The organism is Streptomyces sp. LaBMicrA B280 (genome assembly GCF_049222185.1).
GTDB classification, from domain to species: Bacteria; Actinomycetota; Actinomycetes; order Streptomycetales; family Streptomycetaceae; genus Streptomyces; species Streptomyces murinus.
In genome coordinates, this window is the sequence record NZ_JBMJCT010000004.1 from 155,874 (window position 1) to 174,593 (window position 18,720).

The window sequence follows — 18,720 nt, forward strand, 5'->3', positions numbered from 1 at the left end:
GTCTGGCTTCCGTCTGGCTTCGGGCAACCACGGACGAAAGACGCGCGTCTTTCCTTCGAGCCCGCCCGGGAACGCTTACGTGGCGTCCCATCCGGCACCACTACAGTGGTTCGGAACATCCGGAATGCAGGCAAGCAGCATCAGCAAGCAGCAGGGAGCGCGTGACGTGCGGCCAGTCGGCAGCAAGTACCTGCTTGAGGAGCCGCTCGGACGCGGCGCCACAGGCACCGTCTGGCGTGCCCGCCAGCGCGAGACCGCGGGCGCGGAGGCGGCCGTCGCCGGCCAGCCGGGCGAAACGGTCGCGATCAAGGTCCTGAAGGAAGAGCTGGCGAGCGACCCGGACATCGTGATGCGCTTCCTGCGCGAGCGTTCCGTCCTGCTCCGGCTCACCCACCCGAACATCGTCCGGGTCCGCGACCTGGTCGTCGAGGGTGAGCTGCTGGCGCTGGTCATGGACCTGGTCGACGGCCCCGACCTGCACCGCTATCTGCGCGAGAACGGCCCCCTGACGCCGGTCGCCGCCTCCCTGCTGACCGCGCAGGTCGCCGACGCGCTCGCCGCGAGCCACCGCGACGGCGTCGTCCACCGCGACCTCAAGCCCGCCAACGTGCTGCTGCGGCAGCGGGACGGCGAGATGCACCCGATGCTGACCGACTTCGGCATCGCCCGCCTCGCCGACTCCCCGGGCCTGACCCGCACCCAGGAGTTCGTCGGCACGCCCGCGTACGTCGCGCCGGAGTCCGCCGAGGGCCGCCCGCAGACCTCCGCCGTCGATGTGTACGGCGCGGGCATCCTGCTGTACGAGCTGGTCACCGGCCGTCCGCCGTTCTCCGGCGCCACCTCGCTCGAAGTGCTGCACCAGCACCTCAGCGCCGAGGCGCGCCGGCCCTCCACCGTGCCCGACCCGCTGTGGACGGTGATCGAGCGCTGCCTGCGCAAGAACCCCCTGGAGCGGCCCAGCGCCGAGAACCTGGCGCGCGGCCTGCGGGTCGTCGCCGAGGGCATCGGGGTGCACGCGAACTCCGCGCAGATCGCGGCGGCCGAGGGCGTCGGCGCGCTGCTCGCCCCCGACCCGGCCCCGACCTCGGTGCCGGGCGAGCCGGGCATCGTCGGCGCGGCGGACCCCACCGCCGTCCTGCCGACGGGCGCCCCGCAGGGCTCGTACGACCCGAACGGCGCCACCAGCGTCCTGCCGCACACCGCCGGGCCCGCCGGTGCCGCGGACCCCACCGCCGTACTGCCGCACACCGGCGCCGCCGATCCGACGGCCGTGCTGCCGAACACCGGACCGCAGGGCCCCGGACCCGAGCAGCCGCACCCCTGGCAGAACCAGCTGCGGGCCGCCCGGGACCGCAATGAGCAGACGCAGATCCAGTACCTCTCCCCGGAGGACGACCCGCTGCACCACCGGCCCCAGCGGCAGGTGGCCCGCCCGCAGCACCAGCCGCGGCAGGCGCCGCAGCCGCGCCCCCAGCAGCCGCAGCAGCGCGGACGGCAGCAGGGGCCCCAGGGGTACCAGCAGGGGTACGGCTACGCGCCCCAGCAGCCTCAGCAACACCAGCCTCAGCGCCAGCCCCAGCAGTACGCCCCGCCGCAGCAGCCCCAGCAGCCCCAGCAGCCGCAGCGACCCGCGCGGGAGCCCAGGGCGCCGCGGCAGCGCAGCGCCAACCCGATGAAGATCCCCGGGCTCGGCTGTCTGAAGGGCTGCCTGTTCACGATCGTCATCCTGGTGGTGGCGAGCTGGCTGATCTGGGAGCTGACCCCGCTGCACACCTGGGTCGGCCAGGGCCGCGGCTACTGGCACGAGCTGTCCCACTGGGCCGGTCAGGTGAGCGGCTGGGTGAAGGACCTGGGCGGCAACAACTGATCCATGGGGTAGGGGATTTGTCGACATCTGACGGGTGATTTCCGCCTCCACGGTGAAGGTTGGCTCGCCGGACGCGTAGTTTTAACGACAACACGCGTCTGTAGGAGCAGTCTTGGCACGGAAGATCGGCAGCCGGTACACCGCGCACCAGATCCTGGGGCGGGGCAGCGCCGGCACGGTGTGGCTGGGCGAGGGGCCCGAGGGACCCGTCGCGATCAAGCTGCTGCGGGAGGACCTCGCCTCGGACCAGGAGCTGGTCGGGCGCTTCGTCCAGGAGCGCACGGCGCTGCTCGGGCTGGAGCACCCGCACATCGTCACCGTGCGCGACCTCGTCGTCGACGGCAATGACCTGGCCCTGGTGATGGACCTGGTGCGCGGCACCGATCTGCGCACCCGCCTGGAGCGGGAGCGCAGGCTCTCGCCCGAGGCCGCGGTGGCGATCGTCGCCGATGTCGCGGACGCGCTGGCCGCGGCGCACGCGGCGGGGGTCGTGCACCGGGACGTCAAGCCGGAGAACGTGCTGCTCGACATGCAGGGCCCGCTCGGCCCCGGCGGGGCGCATCCGGCGCTGCTGACCGACTTCGGGGTGGCCAAGCTGATCGACGCGCCCCGGCGGACGCGCGCCACGAAGATCATCGGTACGCCGGACTATCTGGCCCCCGAGATCGTCGAGGGGCTGCCCCCGCGGGCCTCCGTGGACATCTACGCGCTGGCCACGGTGCTGTACGAGCTGCTGGCGGGCTTCACGCCGTTCGGCGGCGGCCACCCGGGCGCGGTGCTGCGCCGCCATGTCACCGAGACGGTGGTCCCGCTCCCCGGCATCCCCGAGGAGCTGTGGCAGCTGATCGTGCAGTGCCTCGCCAAGGCGCCCGCGTCCCGGCTGCGGGCGTCCGAGCTGGCGGCGCGGCTGCGGGAACAGCTGCCCACCCTGGCCGGGCTGCCGCCGCTGGACGTGGACGAGCCGGACCTCCCGGAGGAGGCGGCCGAGGAGGAACCGGCGACGCCGTCGGCTCCCGCGCCGGGTGAGCCGGTACGACGACGGGGCGCGGTCTCCCTCGTCCAGGGCGCCCGGCCCGACTCCAACCGCGACACCCACACGTCGATGCGGGTGCCGGCGCCCGACGAGCTGGCCGGCGGCGCGCACGGCACGGCCCGGGCACCCCGCCCCGCGGGAGCCCCCCGGCCGGGCTCCCTTCTTCCACACGTTCGGTTACAAGGCCGGGGTGCTCGCGTGTCTGATGCGCGGGGCGACGATGATCCCGCAGCCGGTGTTCGACGTGGACACCACGCTGGCCCATATGACGGCCGAACGCTTCTCCGTGCCCCCCGGCCGGGCTCGGCGAAACACCGCGCGGCGGTGCGACGGCGCCGGATCACGCTGGGGGTGGCGGGGGTGGCCGTGGCGGCGCTGGTGTCGGTCGGCGCGTGGTGGGCGACCTCGGACTCCCCGCAGGACACTCCGCCCCCGGCATCGACATCCTCGGCCCCCTGACCTGCCCGCCCTCTTCACTCCGACCCCGGGTCCAGACGTTCACCCGGCAAGCCACCGAGTCGGGTGGGCGGATGGACGAGACCCGGCCGTGACCAGCGCGGCGGAGGTCGCTTGCCACAGCCGTTACGCTTGAACCGTGGCAGTCGTCGATGTATCCGAAGAGCTGAAGTCCCTCTCCTCGACCATGGAGTCGATCGAGGCCGTCCTGGACCTCGACAAGCTGAGGGCAGATATCGCCGCGCTTGAGGAGCAGGCGGCGGTCCCGTCCCTGTGGGACAACCCGGACGAGGCGCAGAAGATCACCAGCAAGCTCTCCCACCTCCAGGCCGAGGTCAGGAAGGCGGAGGCGCTGCGCGGTCGCATCGACGACCTCTCGGTCCTCTTCGAGATGGCCGAGGAGGAGGACGACCCGGACACCCGCGCCGAGGCCGAGTCCGAGCTGGCCGCCGTGCGCAAGGCGCTGGATGAGATGGAGGTCCGTACCCTCCTGTCCGGCGAGTACGACTCCCGCGAGGCCCTGGTCAACATCCGCGCCGAGGCCGGTGGCGTCGACGCCGCCGACTTCGCCGAGAAGCTCCAGCGGATGTATCTGCGCTGGGCCGAGCAGCGCGGCTACAAGACGGAGCTCATCGAGACGTCGTACGCCGAAGAGGCCGGCATCAAGTCGACCACCTTCTCCGTGCAGGCGCCGTACGCCTACGGCACCCTCTCCGTCGAGCAGGGCACCCACCGCCTGGTGCGGATCTCGCCCTTCGACAACCAGGGCCGCCGCCAGACGTCCTTCGCCGGTGTCGAGGTGCTGCCCGTGGTCGAGCAGTCCGACCACGTCGAGATCGACGAGTCCGAGCTGCGCATCGACGTCTACCGCTCCTCCGGCCCCGGCGGCCAGGGCGTCAACACGACCGACTCCGCGGTCCGCATCACCCACCTGCCCACCGGCATCGTGGTCTCCTGCCAGAACGAGCGGTCGCAGATCCAGAACCGCGCCACCGCGATGAACGTCCTCCAGGCCAAGCTGCTGGAGCGCCGCCGCCAGGAGGAGCAGGCCAGGATGGACGCCCTCAAGGGCGACGGCGGCAACTCCTGGGGCAACCAGATGCGTTCGTACGTGCTCCACCCGTACCAGATGGTCAAGGACCTGCGTACCGAGCACGAGGTCGGCAACCCCGAGGCCGTCTTCAACGGCGAGATCGACGGCTTCCTGGAGGCCGGCATTCGCTGGCGCAAGCAGCAGGAGAAGTAACTTTGTCGACATGACAACTGCCGCCCGCGTGGCGGCAGTTGTTGTTTTGTCCGGCTTTTACGTCACAGTCACATGTTTCAAATCCCCCTGAATACCCTCTGGTTCGGACAAAGCGAATAGAACGCCCTTGACGTTGCTTTGAAAAATCGGAAGGGTGAGCGCGGCATGCGTGTATCTGGGGCGCATGTGAACCGGGGGTGCCGAATCGCTCGACCTTGATTCGGGCTTGGCCAGCTGCCTCCGTCGATCACGGCCAGCCCCACTGCGCGGCCTCATTGACGAACAGCTACTGGGGGTAGCAACCATATGACGAAGAAGACGCGGATCCGGGTCGCGCGGATAGCCGCGGGCGCCGTGATCGCGGCCGGTGCGTCCCTGACGGCCGCCGGCGCGGCCTCCGCCCTGGACCTCGATGTCCACGCGGGCCCGATCAGCCTCGGTGCGAGTGTCGACGGCCAGGACGACGGTGGCGACACCGATGGCGGCTGCCCGATCAGCATCTGCACCGATGGTGGTCAGTCCGACGGCGGCAACGACACCACCACGGGCGGCGACCAGACCACCGGTGGCGATGACACCACGACCGGTGGCGACCAGACCACCGGCGGGGACACCACCACGACCGGTGGCGACCAGACCACCGGCGGGGACGACACCACCACGGGCGGCGACCAGACCACCGGCGGCGACACCACCACGGGCGGCGACCAGACCACCGGCGGGGACACCACCACAACCGGCGGCGACCAGACCACCGGCGGCGACACCACCACTACGGGTGGCGATCAGACCACCGGCGGCAACGGCAACACCGGTGGCCAGGGCAACTCCGGTGGCAACGGCACCGGCGGTGGCAACAGTGGCGGCAACGGCGGTGGCGGTCACCACGGCGGCGGCACCGGCGGCGGCTCCGGCACCGGTGGCGACAGCCCCCAGGGCGGCGGCAACGACAACGCCACCCAGGAGGAGGGCTCCTCGGCGCTCACCAACACCGGGTCGGACAACCCGCAGCCGCAGACCGGCGGCAAGCAGCTCGCCGAGACCGGTGCCGGGCAGACCACGTTCCTGGTCATCGGCGCCGCGACGATGATCGCCGGTGGTATCGGCTTCCGTGTCCTGCCGCGTCTGGCGGGCCGGGGCGGCGCGGCCGCCTGACGGTAGCCGCCCGCGTACCCGCCGTACGCGATCAGGGCCCGGAGCTTCGGCTCCGGGCCCTGACGGGTTTCTGGGGGTTTTCTCGGCCGCTTCTTACGTCTCGGGCCTGCGCGGTCAGGCGGTCTGGTGGGCCAGCAGCGCCACCGCGGCGATCAGCACCGCCAGCAGCGCGATCAGCGCCATCGGATTGATCCCGCCCAGGAAGCCCTCCTGCTGGAGACGCGCGCGGTTGGCACGGCACACCGGGCACCGGCCCTCGCTCACGGGCGCCGCGCAGTTCGCGCACACCAACCGGTCGTACGTCATGCGCTCGCCCTCCTCGCACCGGCCGTATCACTTCGTACAACGCTCACAGGAACGCGAACGTTCCCCTCCCACTGTGCCAGTTTCCGCCGCGGCGTGCGCGGGGCCCGTGCCGCGGCGGCCGGGGCAAAAGCGTACAAGTCTTGCCCAACCTCTGCCTGCGCCTGCGCTTGCGCACCCGGTTCGCGTATGGTCACGCTCATCTACCCCCGGCGACCCGTGGTGCATCCGTGATCCGATTCGACAATGTCTCCAAGGTCTACCCCAAGCAGACCCGTCCCGCACTCAGGGATGTCTCACTGGAAGTGGAAAAGGGCGAGTTCGTCTTCCTCGTGGGGTCCTCCGGCTCCGGAAAGTCCACCTTCCTGAGGCTGGTCCTCCGTGAGGAGCGGTGCAGCCACGGCCAGGTGCACGTGCTGGGCAAGGACCTCGCCCGCCTCTCCAACTGGAAGGTGCCGCAGATGCGCCGCCAGCTGGGGACCGTGTTCCAGGACTTCCGCCTGCTGCCCAACAAGACGGTCGCGGAGAACGTGGCCTTCGCGCAGGAGGTGATCGGCAAGTCCCGCGGCGAGATCCGCAAGTCCGTGCCCCAGGTGCTCGACCTCGTCGGCCTCGGCGGCAAGGAGGACCGGATGCCCGGCGAGCTGTCCGGCGGTGAGCAGCAGCGCGTGGCCATCGCGCGCGCGTTCGTCAACCGGCCCAAGCTGCTGATCGCCGACGAGCCCACCGGCAACCTCGACCCGCAGACCTCCGTCGGCATCATGAAGCTGCTCGACCGGATCAACCGGACGGGCACCACCGTCATCATGGCGACGCACGACCAGAACATCGTGGACCAGATGCGCAAGCGCGTCATCGAGCTGGAGAAGGGCCGCCTCGTCCGCGACCAGACCCGCGGCGTCTACGGCTACCAGCACTGACCTCGCGCCCCAGTTCGTCCACGGAAAGGCACAACCCGACGCCATGCGCCCCCAGTTCGTCCTGTCGGAGATCGGTGTCGGTCTCCGCCGCAATCTGACGATGACCTTCGCTGTCATCGTCTCCGTCGCCCTGTCCCTGGCCCTCTTCGGCGGCTCCCTGCTGATGAGCGACCAGGTGAGCACCATGAAGGGCTACTGGTACGACAAGGTCAACGTCTCGATCTTCCTGTGCAACAAGCACGACGCCGAGCAGGACGTGCACTGCGCCAAGGGCGCGGTCACCGAGGACCAGAAGAAGCAGATCCTCTCCGACCTGCAGAAGATGCCGATCGTCGAGAAGGTGTCGTACGAGTCGCAGGACCAGGCGTACAAGCACTACAAGGAGCAGTTCGGCAACTCCCCGCTGGCCGGCTCGCTGACGCCGGACCAGATGCAGGAGTCGTACCGGATCAAGCTCAAGGACCCGCAGAAGTACCAGGTGGTCGCGACCGCGTTCAACGGCCGTGACGGAGTGCAGTCGGTGCAGGACCAGAAGGGCATCCTGGACAACCTCTTCCAGCTGCTCAACCTGATGAACCGGGGCGCGCTCGGCGTGATGGCGCTCATGCTGTTCGTGGCGCTGCTGCTGATCGTCAACACCGTGCGCGTGTCGGCGTTCAGCCGTCGGCGTGAGACCGGGATCATGCGCCTGGTCGGCGCCTCCGGCTTCTACATCCAGGCGCCGTTCATCGCCGAAGCCGCGGTCGCCGGGCTCATCGGCGGTGGCCTGGCCTGCGTGTTCCTGGTGGTCGGCCGGTACTTCACCATCGACCACGGCATGGATCTCTCCCACAAGCTGACGCTGATCAACTTCGTCGGCTGGGACTCGGTGCTGACCAAGCTGCCGTTGATCCTCGCGACCAGTGTGCTGATGCCGTCCCTGGCCGCGTTCTTCGCGTTGCGCAAGTACCTGAAGGTGTGACGCAAACCAAGGCGGTGGGCGGGGCAACGGGCCGTGACGAGAGGCCCGTTGTCCTAGACTCACCGCCATGTCCGGCCGAGACCCGCTCTGTCCGCCTCGGCGCGCCCGCCAAGGGGCCGCGCTGACCTTGGTCTTCGCCGGAGTCATCGTCGCCGGGGCGGTCACCGGGGCCTTCCCGGACCCGGACCACCCGGCCCGCCGTACGACGACGGTGCCCGTGGGCGCCGGGCGCAAGGAGGACGTACGGGAGGCCGCCGCCCGTGCGATGGCCGACGGCACGTCCCCGATGGAGGCCGCCGAGCGGGCCGTCAGCCGCAGCGGCGACCGCTGGGGCGCCGTCTACTCCGAGGGCGAGTACCAGGAGTTCCAGGACTCCCTCGACGGCCGCTACACCGGCGTCGGCCTCTCCGCGGCACGCGAACAGGACGGCCGTATCGAGGTCACCGGGGTGCGCCCCGGATCGCCCGCCGCCGCGGCCGGCATCCGCACCGGAGACCGGCTGCGCAGCGTCGACGGCGCCCGCGCCGACGGCCTCCCGGTCACCGAGGTGGTCGCCCGGCTGCGCGGCGACGCCGACGACGCGCCCGCCGGTACGACCGTCACGCTCGGCCTCCAGCGCGGCACCCGCGCCTGGTCCGAGACCCTGCGCCGGGCGACCCTGACCACCGACTCGGTCAGCGTCCGCAGGCTGTCCGTGCGGGCCACCCTGATCAGGATCGCCGCCTTCACCAAGGGCACCGGCGCCCAGGTCCGCGAGGCGCTGCGGGCCGCCCCGCCCGGCGACGGGATCGTGCTGGACCTGCGCGGCAACTCCGGCGGCCTGGTCACCGAGGCCGTGGCCACCGCCTCCGCCTTCCTGGACGGCGGCCTGGTCGCCACCTACGACGTCGACGGCGCCCCGCGCGCCCTGCACGCCACCTCCGGCGGGGACACCGCCCGCCCCCTGGTCGCCCTGGTCGACGGCGGCACCATGAGCGCGGCCGAGCTGCTCACCGGCGCCCTCCAGGACCGGGGCCGCGCGGTCGTGATCGGCTCCCGCACCTTCGGCAAGGGCTCCATCCAGATGCCGACGAACCTCCCCGACGGCTCGGTGGCCGAGCTGACCGTGGGCCACTACCGCACCCCGTCCGGGCACGCGGTCGACGGCCGGGGCATCACGCCCGACCTGGAGGCGGGGGACGGCGTCCTGCGGCGTGCCGAGACCGTGCTCACCGGCCTGGGCGACGCCGATTAAAGGCTGGCCCCGAGCCCCCCGCGTAGTGCGAAAATGGACGGCACTATGAGTAAGGGAATGTACGTACCCAAGGAGTCCCAGCCCAAGCAGGGCGGCGGGGCGGGCAAGGCCAGGGACGGCGAGAAGGGCGGCAAGCGCAAGATCGTCGCCCAGAACAAGAAGGCCCGGCACGACTACGCGATCATCGACACCTACGAGGCCGGCATCGTGCTCACCGGCACCGAGGTCAAGTCGCTGCGCGAGGGCCGGACCTCGCTGACCGACGGCTTCGTCCACATCGACCGGGGTGAGGCGTGGCTGCACAACGCCCACATCCCCGAGTATCACCAGGGCAGCTGGACCAACCACTCCGCGCGCCGCAAGCGCAAGCTGCTGCTGCACCGCGAGGAGATCGACAAGCTGGAGTCCAAGGCCCAGGAGACCGGTCACACCATCGTGCCGCTCGCCCTGTACTTCCGGGACGGCCGGGCGAAGGCCGAGATCGCGCTCGCCCGGGGCAAGAAGGAGTACGACAAGCGGCAGACCCTGCGGGAGCAGCAGGACCGTCGTGAGTCGGACCGCGCCATCGCGGCGGCGAAGCGGAGGCAGCGCGGCGTGTAGGGCGGGAATACGGTGGCACGGAGCCGCGTTGTTCCCGTACGATGGCGGCAGCATCGGACGTCAGCCCGGTGCGCACCTTGAAAAAACAACATGGGGATGATCGGTTTCGACAGCGGATGTCGAAGCAGGGGAAGCGTGTCGAGGAAGCGGCCATGATCTCGTAAACCACAGGCCGAAAAAAATAATCGCCAATACCAAGCGCGATTCCTTCGCCCTCGCTGCCTAAGTAGCGACTTGCGAAGTGTCAGCCCGGGGCTGTTCCCGACCCGGATCCTGGCATCAGCTAGGGGACTAAACCTTGATCCCGGTCACGGGGTGAAGAGGGAAATCAAACAGTGACTGAGCCCGTCGGCGACTTGTTCGCGTGATTGCCGGGGCCGAGAAAATCACAGCGAACTGCACACGGAGAAGCCCTGATTCCGCACCGTTGGACGCGGGTTCGATTCCCGCCATCTCCACGAACCTCCCCCGGGAGGTAACCCCATGTGGGCAAAGGCCCCGCCGCTTCACGCGACGGGGCCTTTGCCATGCGCCTTTATCGCTGGCACCGCCTCATGGGCGGCCTCCGACGTCTGTTCACCGCGATCCTGAGGGGGGACGCCGTTGTGCGCGGCGGCGTGCTGGGGCCATACCGAGACGGTGCGCGCGCTGCCGGCCCACGGTGCCGACCCGAACCTCCGGGAGGATCACGGCACCGGCCTTACGGCGCTTGCACAGGCGCTGCCCGGCCCGCACGCCGAGACCGCCGACCGTCTGACCGCGGCGGGGGCCGTGTGAGTCAGACCAGCCGGACGAGCCGCGCCGAGGCGAGGCGCACCTTGAACCCGCAGGGCACGGTGCCCTCCGGCGTGAGCAGGTCGGTGACCTCGGCGAGGAAGTCCTGGCGGAGCCGGGCGACGGTCCTCGCCTCCATCGGCGCGAGATCGTAGAGCCCGGACACGCACTCCCACACCTGCTCCAGGGTCCCGCCGATGTCGATGGGCACGGTCTCCCACTCGACCTCCCCGAACCCCACCGGACGCAGCACCTCCTCAAGCCCCTCCCGGCCGCGCACCCGCCCGTCCCCCAACGCGGGGATGCGCGTGGCGGATTCCTCGCCCGCGCGCCGCAGCAGCCGCACGAACCGCTCGTACGCCTCCCCGCCGACCGCCCCGCCGCCCATCACGCACGCGAGCACCCCGCCCGGCACGAGCACCCTCGCCACCTCGGCCGCGACCTGCTCGATGTCACCCATGAGCATCAGCGCGAGATGGGAGACGCAGGCATCGAAACTCCCGTCGGCGAACGGCAGTTCCTGCGCCCGCCCGATGTGGAGCCGTGCCGCGCCGAGCCCCGGCCGCCGCCGCGCGAGCGCCAGCGACTGGGGCGACAGATCCACCCCGGCCAACTCCCTGCCGCCGTCCCGCGCGAGCAGTTCGAGCAACAGGCCGTCCCCGCACCCGAGATCGAGCACCCGCCGGTGCCCGGCGACCCGGTCGCGCAGCAGCTCGTAGCTGGACCGCCCGTCCGGCCCCCGCCCCCGCCCGAACGCCTCGGCGGTCACGGCGGGCCGCACGGCGTGGAAGGACCGGAGGAACTCTTCTTGCACGGCGCTGTTCGTCATCCCCCGAACCTACGGCGCCCCGCGCCGCCCCTGGGCGGGTTCCGTACGACGGACCGCCCCGGCGCCGCCGCTCCCCGTCCGGGCGCCCCTGACATGCGGGATCCGCTTCCCGGGCGGACAATGTTTGCGGCGTTTGGCAGGGGTTCCGCTGTGCGAACCGAGGTGTTCGGCCATGAGCGTCATCGACGAGACCGCTCTGGACATTCTGCGGGGGGCTCTGCGGGGAGGCGTCGTAGGACCGGGGGATCCCGGGTACGACCGGGACCGCGGCCTCTACAACGCCATGATCGACCGGCGCCCCGCCGCGTTCGCGCGGTGCGTGGACGTGGCGGACGTACGGACCGCGCTCGCCTTCGCGCGGGACAACGGGATGGCGACGGCCGTGCGCGGGGGCGGGCACAGCGGACCGGGGCTGTGCCTGGTGGACGGCGCGCTCACCCTTGACCTGACGCCCATGCGCTGGGTGCACATCGAGCCGGAGGCCCGGACCGCCCGGGTCGGCGGCGGGAGCCGGCTCGGCGATCTCGACCACGCGGCGCACACCTTCGGGCTGGGGGTGCCCTCGGGGATCATGTCGACCACCGGGGTCGGCGGGCTCACCCTCGGCGGTGGACATGGACATCTCACCCGCCGTTACGGACTCACCATCGACAGCCTGCTCTCCGCGGACGTGGTGCTTGCCGACGGGAGCTTCGTCACCGCGTCCGTCGACCAGCACCCCGATCTGTTCTGGGCGCTCCGGGGCGGCGGCGGGAACTTCGGCGTCGTCACGTCCTTCGCCTTCCGGCTGCACCCGGTGGACGCCGTCGGGGTCGCGATCACCCTCTGGCCACTCGACCAGGTGCGTGAAGTGCTGTGCTGGTACCGGGAGTTCCTGCCCGGCGCGCCGGAGGAGCTGAGCGGGTTCTTCGCGCTCCTGACGGTCCCGCCCGGGCCGCCGTTCCCCGAACCGCTGCACGGGCGGAAGATGTGCGGGGTGGTGTGGTGCCACACGCCGACGCACCCCGGGACGGCCCCGGAGGAAGAGCAGGCGCGGCTGGAGAAGGCCGTCGCCGCCGTGGCCGGGGCCGGGCCGCCCGCCTTCCACTTCACCACGGTCATGCCCTACCCCGCTCTCCAGACCATGTTCGACCAGCTGCTGCCCAAGGGGCTCCAGTGGTACTGGCGCGGGGACTTCTTCGACGCCATCTCCGACGACGCCATCGCCGTGCACGAGAAGTACGGCCAGAACCTCCCCACCGGCCTGTCCACCATGCACCTCTACCCGGTGGACGGAGCGGCCCACCGCCCCGGCCCCGACGAGACGGCCTGGGCCTACCGGGACGCCCTGTGGTCCGGCGTCATCGCGGGCATCGACCCGGACCCCGCCAACGCCGCCCTGCTCCGCCGCTGGTGCGTCGACTACTGGACCGACCTGCACCCCCACTCCATGGGCGGCGGCTACCTCAACTTCCTGGGCGAGGAGGAGCCAACCGACCGCGTGCGGGCCGCCTATCGCGGCAACTACGACCGGCTGACCGAGGTCAAACACACCTACGATCCGACCAACTTCTTCCGGGCCAACCAGAACATCCCGCCGGCCTGACCGCGACCGGCCCCCGTGCGGGGGGTTCCGGGGAAGCGGTCGGACGGGCACTGTGGGAGGGAGGTGGCTGTACGACTCCCCGTATGCCTAGGCGGTGGCAGGCACATGGCGCTGCGGTTCGATGCCGGACGGATTTGTCTGGACCTGTTGGCGACCGGTCATCCGGGCGAACGGCTCGACTCCGTCCGGGCGTTGTGCGGCTGGATCGAGGAGGCCGGACTGGTGCCGGCCGGTACGGGCCTCGGGCACGCCGACGAGACCTGGGTCGTGCGGTTCCGGGAAGTGCGGGAGGACATAGGGCAGTTGGTACGGCGCGGTGGCGGAACGGTGTCGTACGGCGGGGCGCTCGGGCGGGTCAACGAGGTGGCCCGGGAGACGCCGCCGGTGCCCTGTGCCGTACGGCGTGGCGACGGGCCGCTCGTCCGGGAACTGGTCGCGCCGCCCGGCCCCGGGGCCCTGCTCGCGCTCCTCGCCCGGGACGCCGTGGAACTGCTCACCGACCCCGTCGCGCGGGCCGCCCTGCGCGAGTGCGAGGGGGACAACTGCCCGCTCCTCTACCTCGACACCTCCCGGGGCCGCCGCCGGCGCTGGTGCTCCAGCGAGGTCTGCGGCAACCGGGAGCGGGTGGCCCGCCACCGCCGCCGGGCGGCCGCCCCGACCCGCGCCTGAGCCCCGGCGCCCGCGCGTCCGCCTCCGGCACCCGCACGTACAAGATCGCCGTATCCGGCGAAGCGCCCGGGTCCCGTAGCCTCGCCCGCCCTCCTTCGCGTACGGTTGACGGCTGCCCAGCACGTCAGAAGGGGGCCCGGTGGCCGCTCAGGTTCAGCATTCCGCGGTCGGTTCGGAACACGGCGCACAGGACTCCGTGCGCGACCGAGAGATCAGCGTCGAACAGGCACATCTGGACCGGGTGTACCGGCGGCTGGAGGAGAAGATCCACGAGGCCGAGTTCCTGATGAACGACGCGGCCCAGCGCGGCCAGGTCGGCACGCCCGGCGCGCTCGCCGAGCGGGACGCGCAGGTCTTCCGCGCCGGTGTCCACCTGAACCGGCTCAACAACGAGTTCGAGGACTTCCTGTTCGGGCGCATCGACCTGCTGCTCGGCAAGGACGGCAAGAAGGGGCCGGACGGGGCCTACACGGCGGTCGAGCCGGCCGAGGGCGCGGTGCGCGAGGACAACACCGCCGACATCGCCGAGACCCTGCACATCGGGCGTATCGGCGTCCTCGACGCGGACTACGCCCCGCTCGTCATCGACTGGCGCGCCCCCGCCGCCGCGCCCTTCTACCGAGCCACCCCCGTGGAGCCCGGACGGGTGGTGCGCCGGCGTGTCATCCGGTCCAAGGGACGCCGGGTGCTCGGCGTCGAGGACGACCTGATGCGGCCCGCGCTCACCGCCCGCCTCGACGGCAGGGAACTGCCCGTCATCGGTGACGGCGCCCTGATGGCCGCCCTCGGCCAGGCCCGCGGCCACACCATGCGGGACATCGTCTCGTCCATCCAGGCCGAGCAGGACCTCGTCATCCGGGCGCCCGCCGCCTCGATCACGTACGTGGAGGGCGGCCCCGGCACCGGCAAGACCGCCGTCGCCCTGCACCGCGCCGCCTACCTGCTCTACCAGGACCGCAGGCGGTACGCGGGCGGCATCCTGATCGTCTCCCCGACCCCGCTGCTCGTCGCCTACACCGAGGGCGTGCTGCCCTCGCTCGGCGAGGAGGGCCAGGTCGCGATCCGGGCGATCGGCTCGCTGGTCGACGGCGTGACGGCGACGCTGTACGACTCCCCGTCCGTGGCCCGCGCCAAGGGCTCGTACCGGATGCTGAAGGTGCTGCGGAAGGCCGCCAGGGGAGCTCTGGAACTGGGCCAGGACCTGGCGGCTCCGGTGAACGGCCACGAGGAGGACGACGAGGACACGCCGCGTCCCGCCGTCGACCCCACCCGGCTCCGCGTCGTCGCCTTCGGCCGCCGGCTCGAACTGGAGGCCGAGGAGCTGGACCGCATCCGCCGTACGGCCCTCGGCGGCACCGCCCCCGTCAACCTGCTGCGCCCGCGCGCCCGCAAGCTGCTGCTGGACGCCCTGTGGGCGAGGTCCGGCGCCGGGTCCCGGCACACCGACCCGGAGCTGGCCGCCGAGCTGCGCTCCTCCTTCGACGAGGACATCACCGGTGAGGACGCCTTCATCGGCTTCCTGGACGCCTGGTGGCCGGAGCTGACCCCGGCGCGGGTGCTCGACGCGATGGCCGACGAGAGGCGGCTCGGCCGCTGGGCGCGCCGGATCCTCAACCCGGGCGAGGTGCGCAAGGTGGCGCGTTCGCTCAAGCGCGACGGCCGCACCGTGCATGACATCGCCCTGCTGGACGAGCTCCAGGCGATCCTCGGCGTCCCCGCCCGGCCCCGCAAGAAGCGGGAGCTGGACCCGCTGGACCAGCTCACCGGTCTGGAGGAGCTGATGCCGGTGCGCGAGGAGACCCAGCGGGAGCGGGCCGAGCGGCTGGCGCAGGAGCGCACCGAGTACGCGCACGTCATCGTGGACGAGGCGCAGGACCTCACCCCGATGCAGTGGCGGATGGTCGGCCGCCGCGGCCGGCACGCCACCTGGACGGTCGTCGGGGACCCGGCCCAGTCCTCCTGGTCCGACCCGGACGAGGCGGCCGAGGCCCGCGACGAGGCCCTGGGCAGCCGCCCCCGGCGCCGCTTCCAGCTCACCGTGAACTACCGCAACCCCGCCGAGATCGCCGAGCTGGCCGCCAAGGTGCTCGCGCTCGCCATGCCCGGCTCCGAGTCGCCCCGCGCCGTACGGTCCACCGGTGTCGCGCCGCGCTTCACCGTCGTACGGGAGTCCCTACAGGCCACCGTGCGGGCCGAGGCGGAGCGGCTGCTGGACCTCGTGGACGGCACGGTCGGCGTGGTCGTCGCGATGAACCGGCGCGAGGAGGCGAGACGCTGGCTCGCCGGGCTCGGCGACCGGGTGGTGGCGCTCGGCAGCCTGGAGGCCAAGGGGCTGGAGTACGACGCGACGGTCGTCGTCTCGCCCGCGGAGATCGCCGACGAGTCCCCGGCGGGGCTGCGCGTGCTCTACGTGGCGCTCACCCGGGCGACCCAGCAGCTCACGGTGGTGTCGGGGGAGCGGGACGAGCCGGATCCGGCCGGGGTGCCGGATCTGCTGCGCGACTGAGTTTTCGACGAACTCCCCGCGCGGGGAACGGCATCCGGCATCCGTTTGTTAGCCTTGGTACGGCACCGGCTCGATCCAAGCCCCCGGGCCCAACCTTCGTCCCTTCGAGGGACCACTTGCCGCGAGGCGAGCATGGCGGGCCGGTGTCATCTACGTGGGAGGCCCACGTCACGACAGAGTGACGTGGGCCTCTTTCTTATGCCCGCTGACTCTCGTATGGTGGAAGTCGTTTTCCGAAAACACGCACCACTCGGTAGTCACCCATGAACAAAACGTCCGCAACCGAGGGCGACTACCACGTACTGATCGGTAGGTGCGACGATCGGACGGCACAACTTAGCGACACGGTGAAAGCAGAGGAAGTCGGCCATGGCAACGGCGCCCAGCGTCTCCTACTCGATGACCATCCGGCTGGAGGTGCCCGCGAGCGGAACCGCCGTCTCGCAGCTCACCAACGCCGTGGAGTCCTCCGGAGGCTCGGTGACCGGCCTCGACGTCACCGCGTCCGGGCACGAGAAGCTCCGTATCGACGTCACCATCGCGGCCACCTCCACGGCCCATGCCGAGGAGATCGTCGAGAAGCTGCGCGGGATCGAGGGCGTCACCCTCGGCAAGGTCTCCGACCGTACGTTCCTGATGCACCTCGGCGGCAAGATCGAGATGCAGTCCAAGCACCCCATCCGCAACCGTGACGACCTCTCCATGGTCTACACGCCGGGTGTGGCCCGCGTCTGCATGGCGATCGCCGAGAACCCCGAGGACGCCCGTCGGCTCACCATCAAGCGCAACTCGGTCGCGGTCGTGACGGACGGCTCCGCGGTGCTCGGCCTCGGCAACATCGGCCCCAAGGCCGCGCTGCCCGTGATGGAGGGCAAGGCGGCCCTCTTCAAGCGCTTCGCCGGTATCGACGCCTGGCCGCTGTGCCTGGACACCCAGGACACCGACGCGATCGTGGAGATCGTCAAGGCGATCGCCCCCGGCTTCGCGGGCATCAACCTGGAGGACATCTCCGCGCCCCGCTGCTTCGAGATCGAGGCCCGGCTGCGCGAGGCCCTGGACATCCCGGTCTTCCACGACGACCAGCACGGCACCGCCATCGTGGTGCTCGCCTCGCTGACCAACGCGCTGCGCGTCACGGGCAAGGCGATCGAGAACATCCGGATCGTGATGTCCGGCGCCGGCGCGGCCGGTACGGCCATCCTCAAGCTGCTGCTCGCGGCGGGCGCCAAGAACGCCGTCGTCGCCGACATCCACGGCGTGGTGCACGCGGGCCGCGAGGACCTGGTGAACGCCCCGGCCGACTCGCCGCTGCGCTGGATCGCCGACAACACCAACCCGGAGGGCCTCACCGGCACCCTGAAGGAGGCCGTGCGCGGCGCGGACGTCTTCATCGGCGTCTCGGCCCCGAACGTCCTGGACGGCGACGACGTGGCCACCATGGCGGACGGCGCGATCGTGTTCGCGCTCGCGAACCCGGACCCCGAGGTCGACCCGGCGATCGCCCGCCAGACGGCCGCGGTGGTGGCCACCGGCCGCTCGGACTTCCCCAATCAGATCAACAATGTGCTGGTCTTCCCGGGTGTCTTCCGCGGGCTGTTGGACGCGCAGTCCCGTACCGTCAACACTGAGATGATGCTCGCCGCCGCGAAGGCACTCGCCGATGTGGTCAGCGAGGACGAGCTGAACCCCAACTACATCATTCCGAGCGTCTTCAACGACAAGGTCGCGGGCGCCGTCGCCGGTGCGGTCCGCGAGGCCGCCAAGGCGGTCGGCGCAACGGTCTGACCAGGGCGGATCGCCCGACCACGGCGTGTCGTACGGTGCCGGGGGCTGTGAGGATCACCACGCTGGCCCCCGCACCGGCGCGTCGTGGAACCACCTGACGCCGGGTGCACTCTAGGGTGACGCCGATCAGGCGCTTTTCGTGTGACTCCCCAGGGTGTTCTCACGACTCCTACGGGTGCCGGATTGGCTTTCCCGCCGCAGGTAGGGGCAGGATGCGTCCCTGGGCGCGAGCGCATCGGCATCGCAGTGCCGCGGGCATAACCGCCGCGTGGCACACCCCAACGGCAAGAAAACACGGGAGTAACAACATGAACCGCAGTGAGCTGGTGGCCGCGCTGGCCGACCGTGCCGAGGTGACCCGCAAGGACGCCGACGCCGTGCTGGCCGCGTTCGCCGAGACCGTCGGCGAGATCGTCGCCAAGGGCGACGAGAAGGTCACCATCCCCGGCTTCCTGACCTTCGAGCGCACCCACCGTGCCGCTCGTACCGCGCGCAACCCGCAGACCGGCGAGCCGATCAACATCCCCGCCGGGTTCAGCGTGAAGGTCACCGCGGGCTCCAAGCTCAAGGAAGCGGCCAAGGGCAAGTAAGCGCTGCGCTTGCAACGCCGTTCACTGAAGCGCCGTTGCGCTCCAGCGCCGTGCCGCGGCCGCGGAGCCGCTGTGGCTGGTCGCGCCCGCGCGGTGGAGCCGCAGATCGAGTACAGCCCCGTGCCCCTTTCGGGGCATGTCAGCTGAAGGCGTGAAAACAGGGCGGTCCCCCTCCACGGAGGGGGACCGCCCTGTTTGCTTGTTTGC

The 18,720-nt window shown here is 71.2% G+C and carries 15 protein-coding genes, 1 other RNA gene and 1 pseudogene; 15 read left to right on the forward strand and 2 right to left on the reverse strand.

The features are described from left to right. Nucleotides 1-166 precede the first annotated feature (166 nt). The 4 genes from ACLF5H_RS04225 to ACLF5H_RS04240 all read left to right on the forward strand — a co-directional run bounded on the left by ACLF5H_RS04225 (nucleotide 167) and on the right by ACLF5H_RS04240 (nucleotide 5,757). On the forward strand, nucleotides 167-1,867 hold the full coding sequence (locus ACLF5H_RS04225; RefSeq protein WP_421674712.1) for a protein kinase domain-containing protein: 1,701 nt from the start codon (nucleotides 167-169) through the stop codon (nucleotides 1,865-1,867). Nucleotides 1,868-1,979: 112 nt separating this feature from the next. Beyond that, nucleotides 1,980-3,359 (forward strand): serine/threonine-protein kinase, encoded by a 1,380-nt coding sequence (locus ACLF5H_RS04230; RefSeq protein ID WP_421674713.1) that lies wholly within the window; start codon nucleotides 1,980-1,982, stop codon nucleotides 3,357-3,359. Between the two features lie 136 nt (nucleotides 3,360-3,495). Continuing rightward, a complete protein-coding gene (gene prfB, locus ACLF5H_RS04235; protein ID WP_145485246.1) occupies nucleotides 3,496-4,602 on the forward strand; it encodes a peptide chain release factor 2 in 1,107 nt (368 codons plus the stop codon). 306 nt (nucleotides 4,603-4,908) lie between these two features. Continuing rightward, the gene (locus tag ACLF5H_RS04240; protein WP_421674714.1) at nucleotides 4,909-5,757 is read left to right on the forward strand and encodes a hypothetical protein; all 849 of its coding nucleotides are present in this window, start codon (nucleotides 4,909-4,911) and stop codon (nucleotides 5,755-5,757) included. Nucleotides 5,758-5,871: 114 nt separating this feature from the next. Here the strand turns inward: ACLF5H_RS04240 and ACLF5H_RS04245 are convergent, their stop codons facing one another. Further along, a complete protein-coding gene (locus tag ACLF5H_RS04245) occupies nucleotides 5,872-6,063 on the reverse strand; it encodes a hypothetical protein (RefSeq protein ID WP_421674715.1) in 192 nt (63 codons plus the stop codon). A 227-nt stretch (nucleotides 6,064-6,290) separates the two neighbouring features. Here ACLF5H_RS04245 and ftsE point away from each other — a divergent pair, with 227 nt between their 5' ends. From ftsE to ACLF5H_RS04275, 6 genes and pseudogenes are all read left to right on the forward strand, one after another. After that, nucleotides 6,291-6,980: a cell division ATP-binding protein FtsE gene (gene ftsE / locus ACLF5H_RS04250; RefSeq protein WP_037651391.1), complete on the forward strand. Its 690-nt coding sequence runs from the start codon at nucleotides 6,291-6,293 to the stop codon at nucleotides 6,978-6,980. 43 nt (nucleotides 6,981-7,023) lie between these two features. After that, nucleotides 7,024-7,941 carry a permease-like cell division protein FtsX gene (ftsX, locus tag ACLF5H_RS04255; RefSeq protein ID WP_145485249.1) on the forward strand — a complete coding sequence of 306 codons (918 nt, stop codon included), beginning with the start codon at nucleotides 7,024-7,026 and terminating at the stop codon, nucleotides 7,939-7,941. A gap of 67 nt (nucleotides 7,942-8,008) precedes the next feature. Then, nucleotides 8,009-9,175, forward strand: a complete 1,167-nt coding sequence (locus tag ACLF5H_RS04260) for a S41 family peptidase (RefSeq protein WP_421674716.1) — start codon at nucleotides 8,009-8,011, stop codon at nucleotides 9,173-9,175. A gap of 57 nt (nucleotides 9,176-9,232) precedes the next feature. After that, a complete protein-coding gene (gene smpB, locus ACLF5H_RS04265) occupies nucleotides 9,233-9,775 on the forward strand; it encodes an SsrA-binding protein SmpB (protein ID WP_421674773.1) in 543 nt (180 codons plus the stop codon). Nucleotides 9,776-9,867: 92 nt separating this feature from the next. Then, nucleotides 9,868-10,236: a transfer-messenger RNA gene (gene ssrA / locus ACLF5H_RS04270) on the forward strand. A gap of 133 nt (nucleotides 10,237-10,369) precedes the next feature. After that, nucleotides 10,370-10,552: pseudogene (locus ACLF5H_RS04275) on the forward strand (ankyrin repeat domain-containing protein); the annotation flags it as partial. Nucleotide 10,553: 1 nt separating this feature from the next. Here the strand turns inward: ACLF5H_RS04275 and ACLF5H_RS04280 are convergent. After that, on the reverse strand, nucleotides 10,554-11,378 hold the full coding sequence (locus tag ACLF5H_RS04280) for a class I SAM-dependent methyltransferase (protein WP_421674717.1): 825 nt from the start codon (nucleotides 11,376-11,378) through the stop codon (nucleotides 10,554-10,556). 172 nt (nucleotides 11,379-11,550) lie between these two features. On the opposite strand from ACLF5H_RS04280, the gene ACLF5H_RS04285 reads away from it, so the two are divergent. From ACLF5H_RS04285 to ACLF5H_RS04305, 5 genes are all read left to right on the forward strand, one after another. Continuing rightward, a complete protein-coding gene (locus ACLF5H_RS04285; RefSeq protein ID WP_421674718.1) occupies nucleotides 11,551-12,963 on the forward strand; it encodes an FAD-binding oxidoreductase in 1,413 nt (470 codons plus the stop codon). A gap of 105 nt (nucleotides 12,964-13,068) precedes the next feature. Further along, nucleotides 13,069-13,632: a CGNR zinc finger domain-containing protein gene (locus ACLF5H_RS04290; RefSeq protein ID WP_421674719.1), complete on the forward strand. Its 564-nt coding sequence runs from the start codon at nucleotides 13,069-13,071 to the stop codon at nucleotides 13,630-13,632. Between the two features lie 139 nt (nucleotides 13,633-13,771). Then, a complete protein-coding gene (locus ACLF5H_RS04295) occupies nucleotides 13,772-16,138 on the forward strand; it encodes a HelD family protein (protein WP_421674720.1) in 2,367 nt (788 codons plus the stop codon). A 369-nt stretch (nucleotides 16,139-16,507) separates the two neighbouring features. Further along, nucleotides 16,508-17,923: an NAD-dependent malic enzyme gene (locus ACLF5H_RS04300; RefSeq protein WP_421674721.1), complete on the forward strand. Its 1,416-nt coding sequence runs from the start codon at nucleotides 16,508-16,510 to the stop codon at nucleotides 17,921-17,923. Between the two features lie 308 nt (nucleotides 17,924-18,231). Next, nucleotides 18,232-18,513, forward strand: coding sequence for an HU family DNA-binding protein (locus tag ACLF5H_RS04305; protein ID WP_014673024.1), 282 nt, complete (start codon nucleotides 18,232-18,234; stop codon nucleotides 18,511-18,513). Nucleotides 18,514-18,720: the final 207 nt, after the last annotated feature.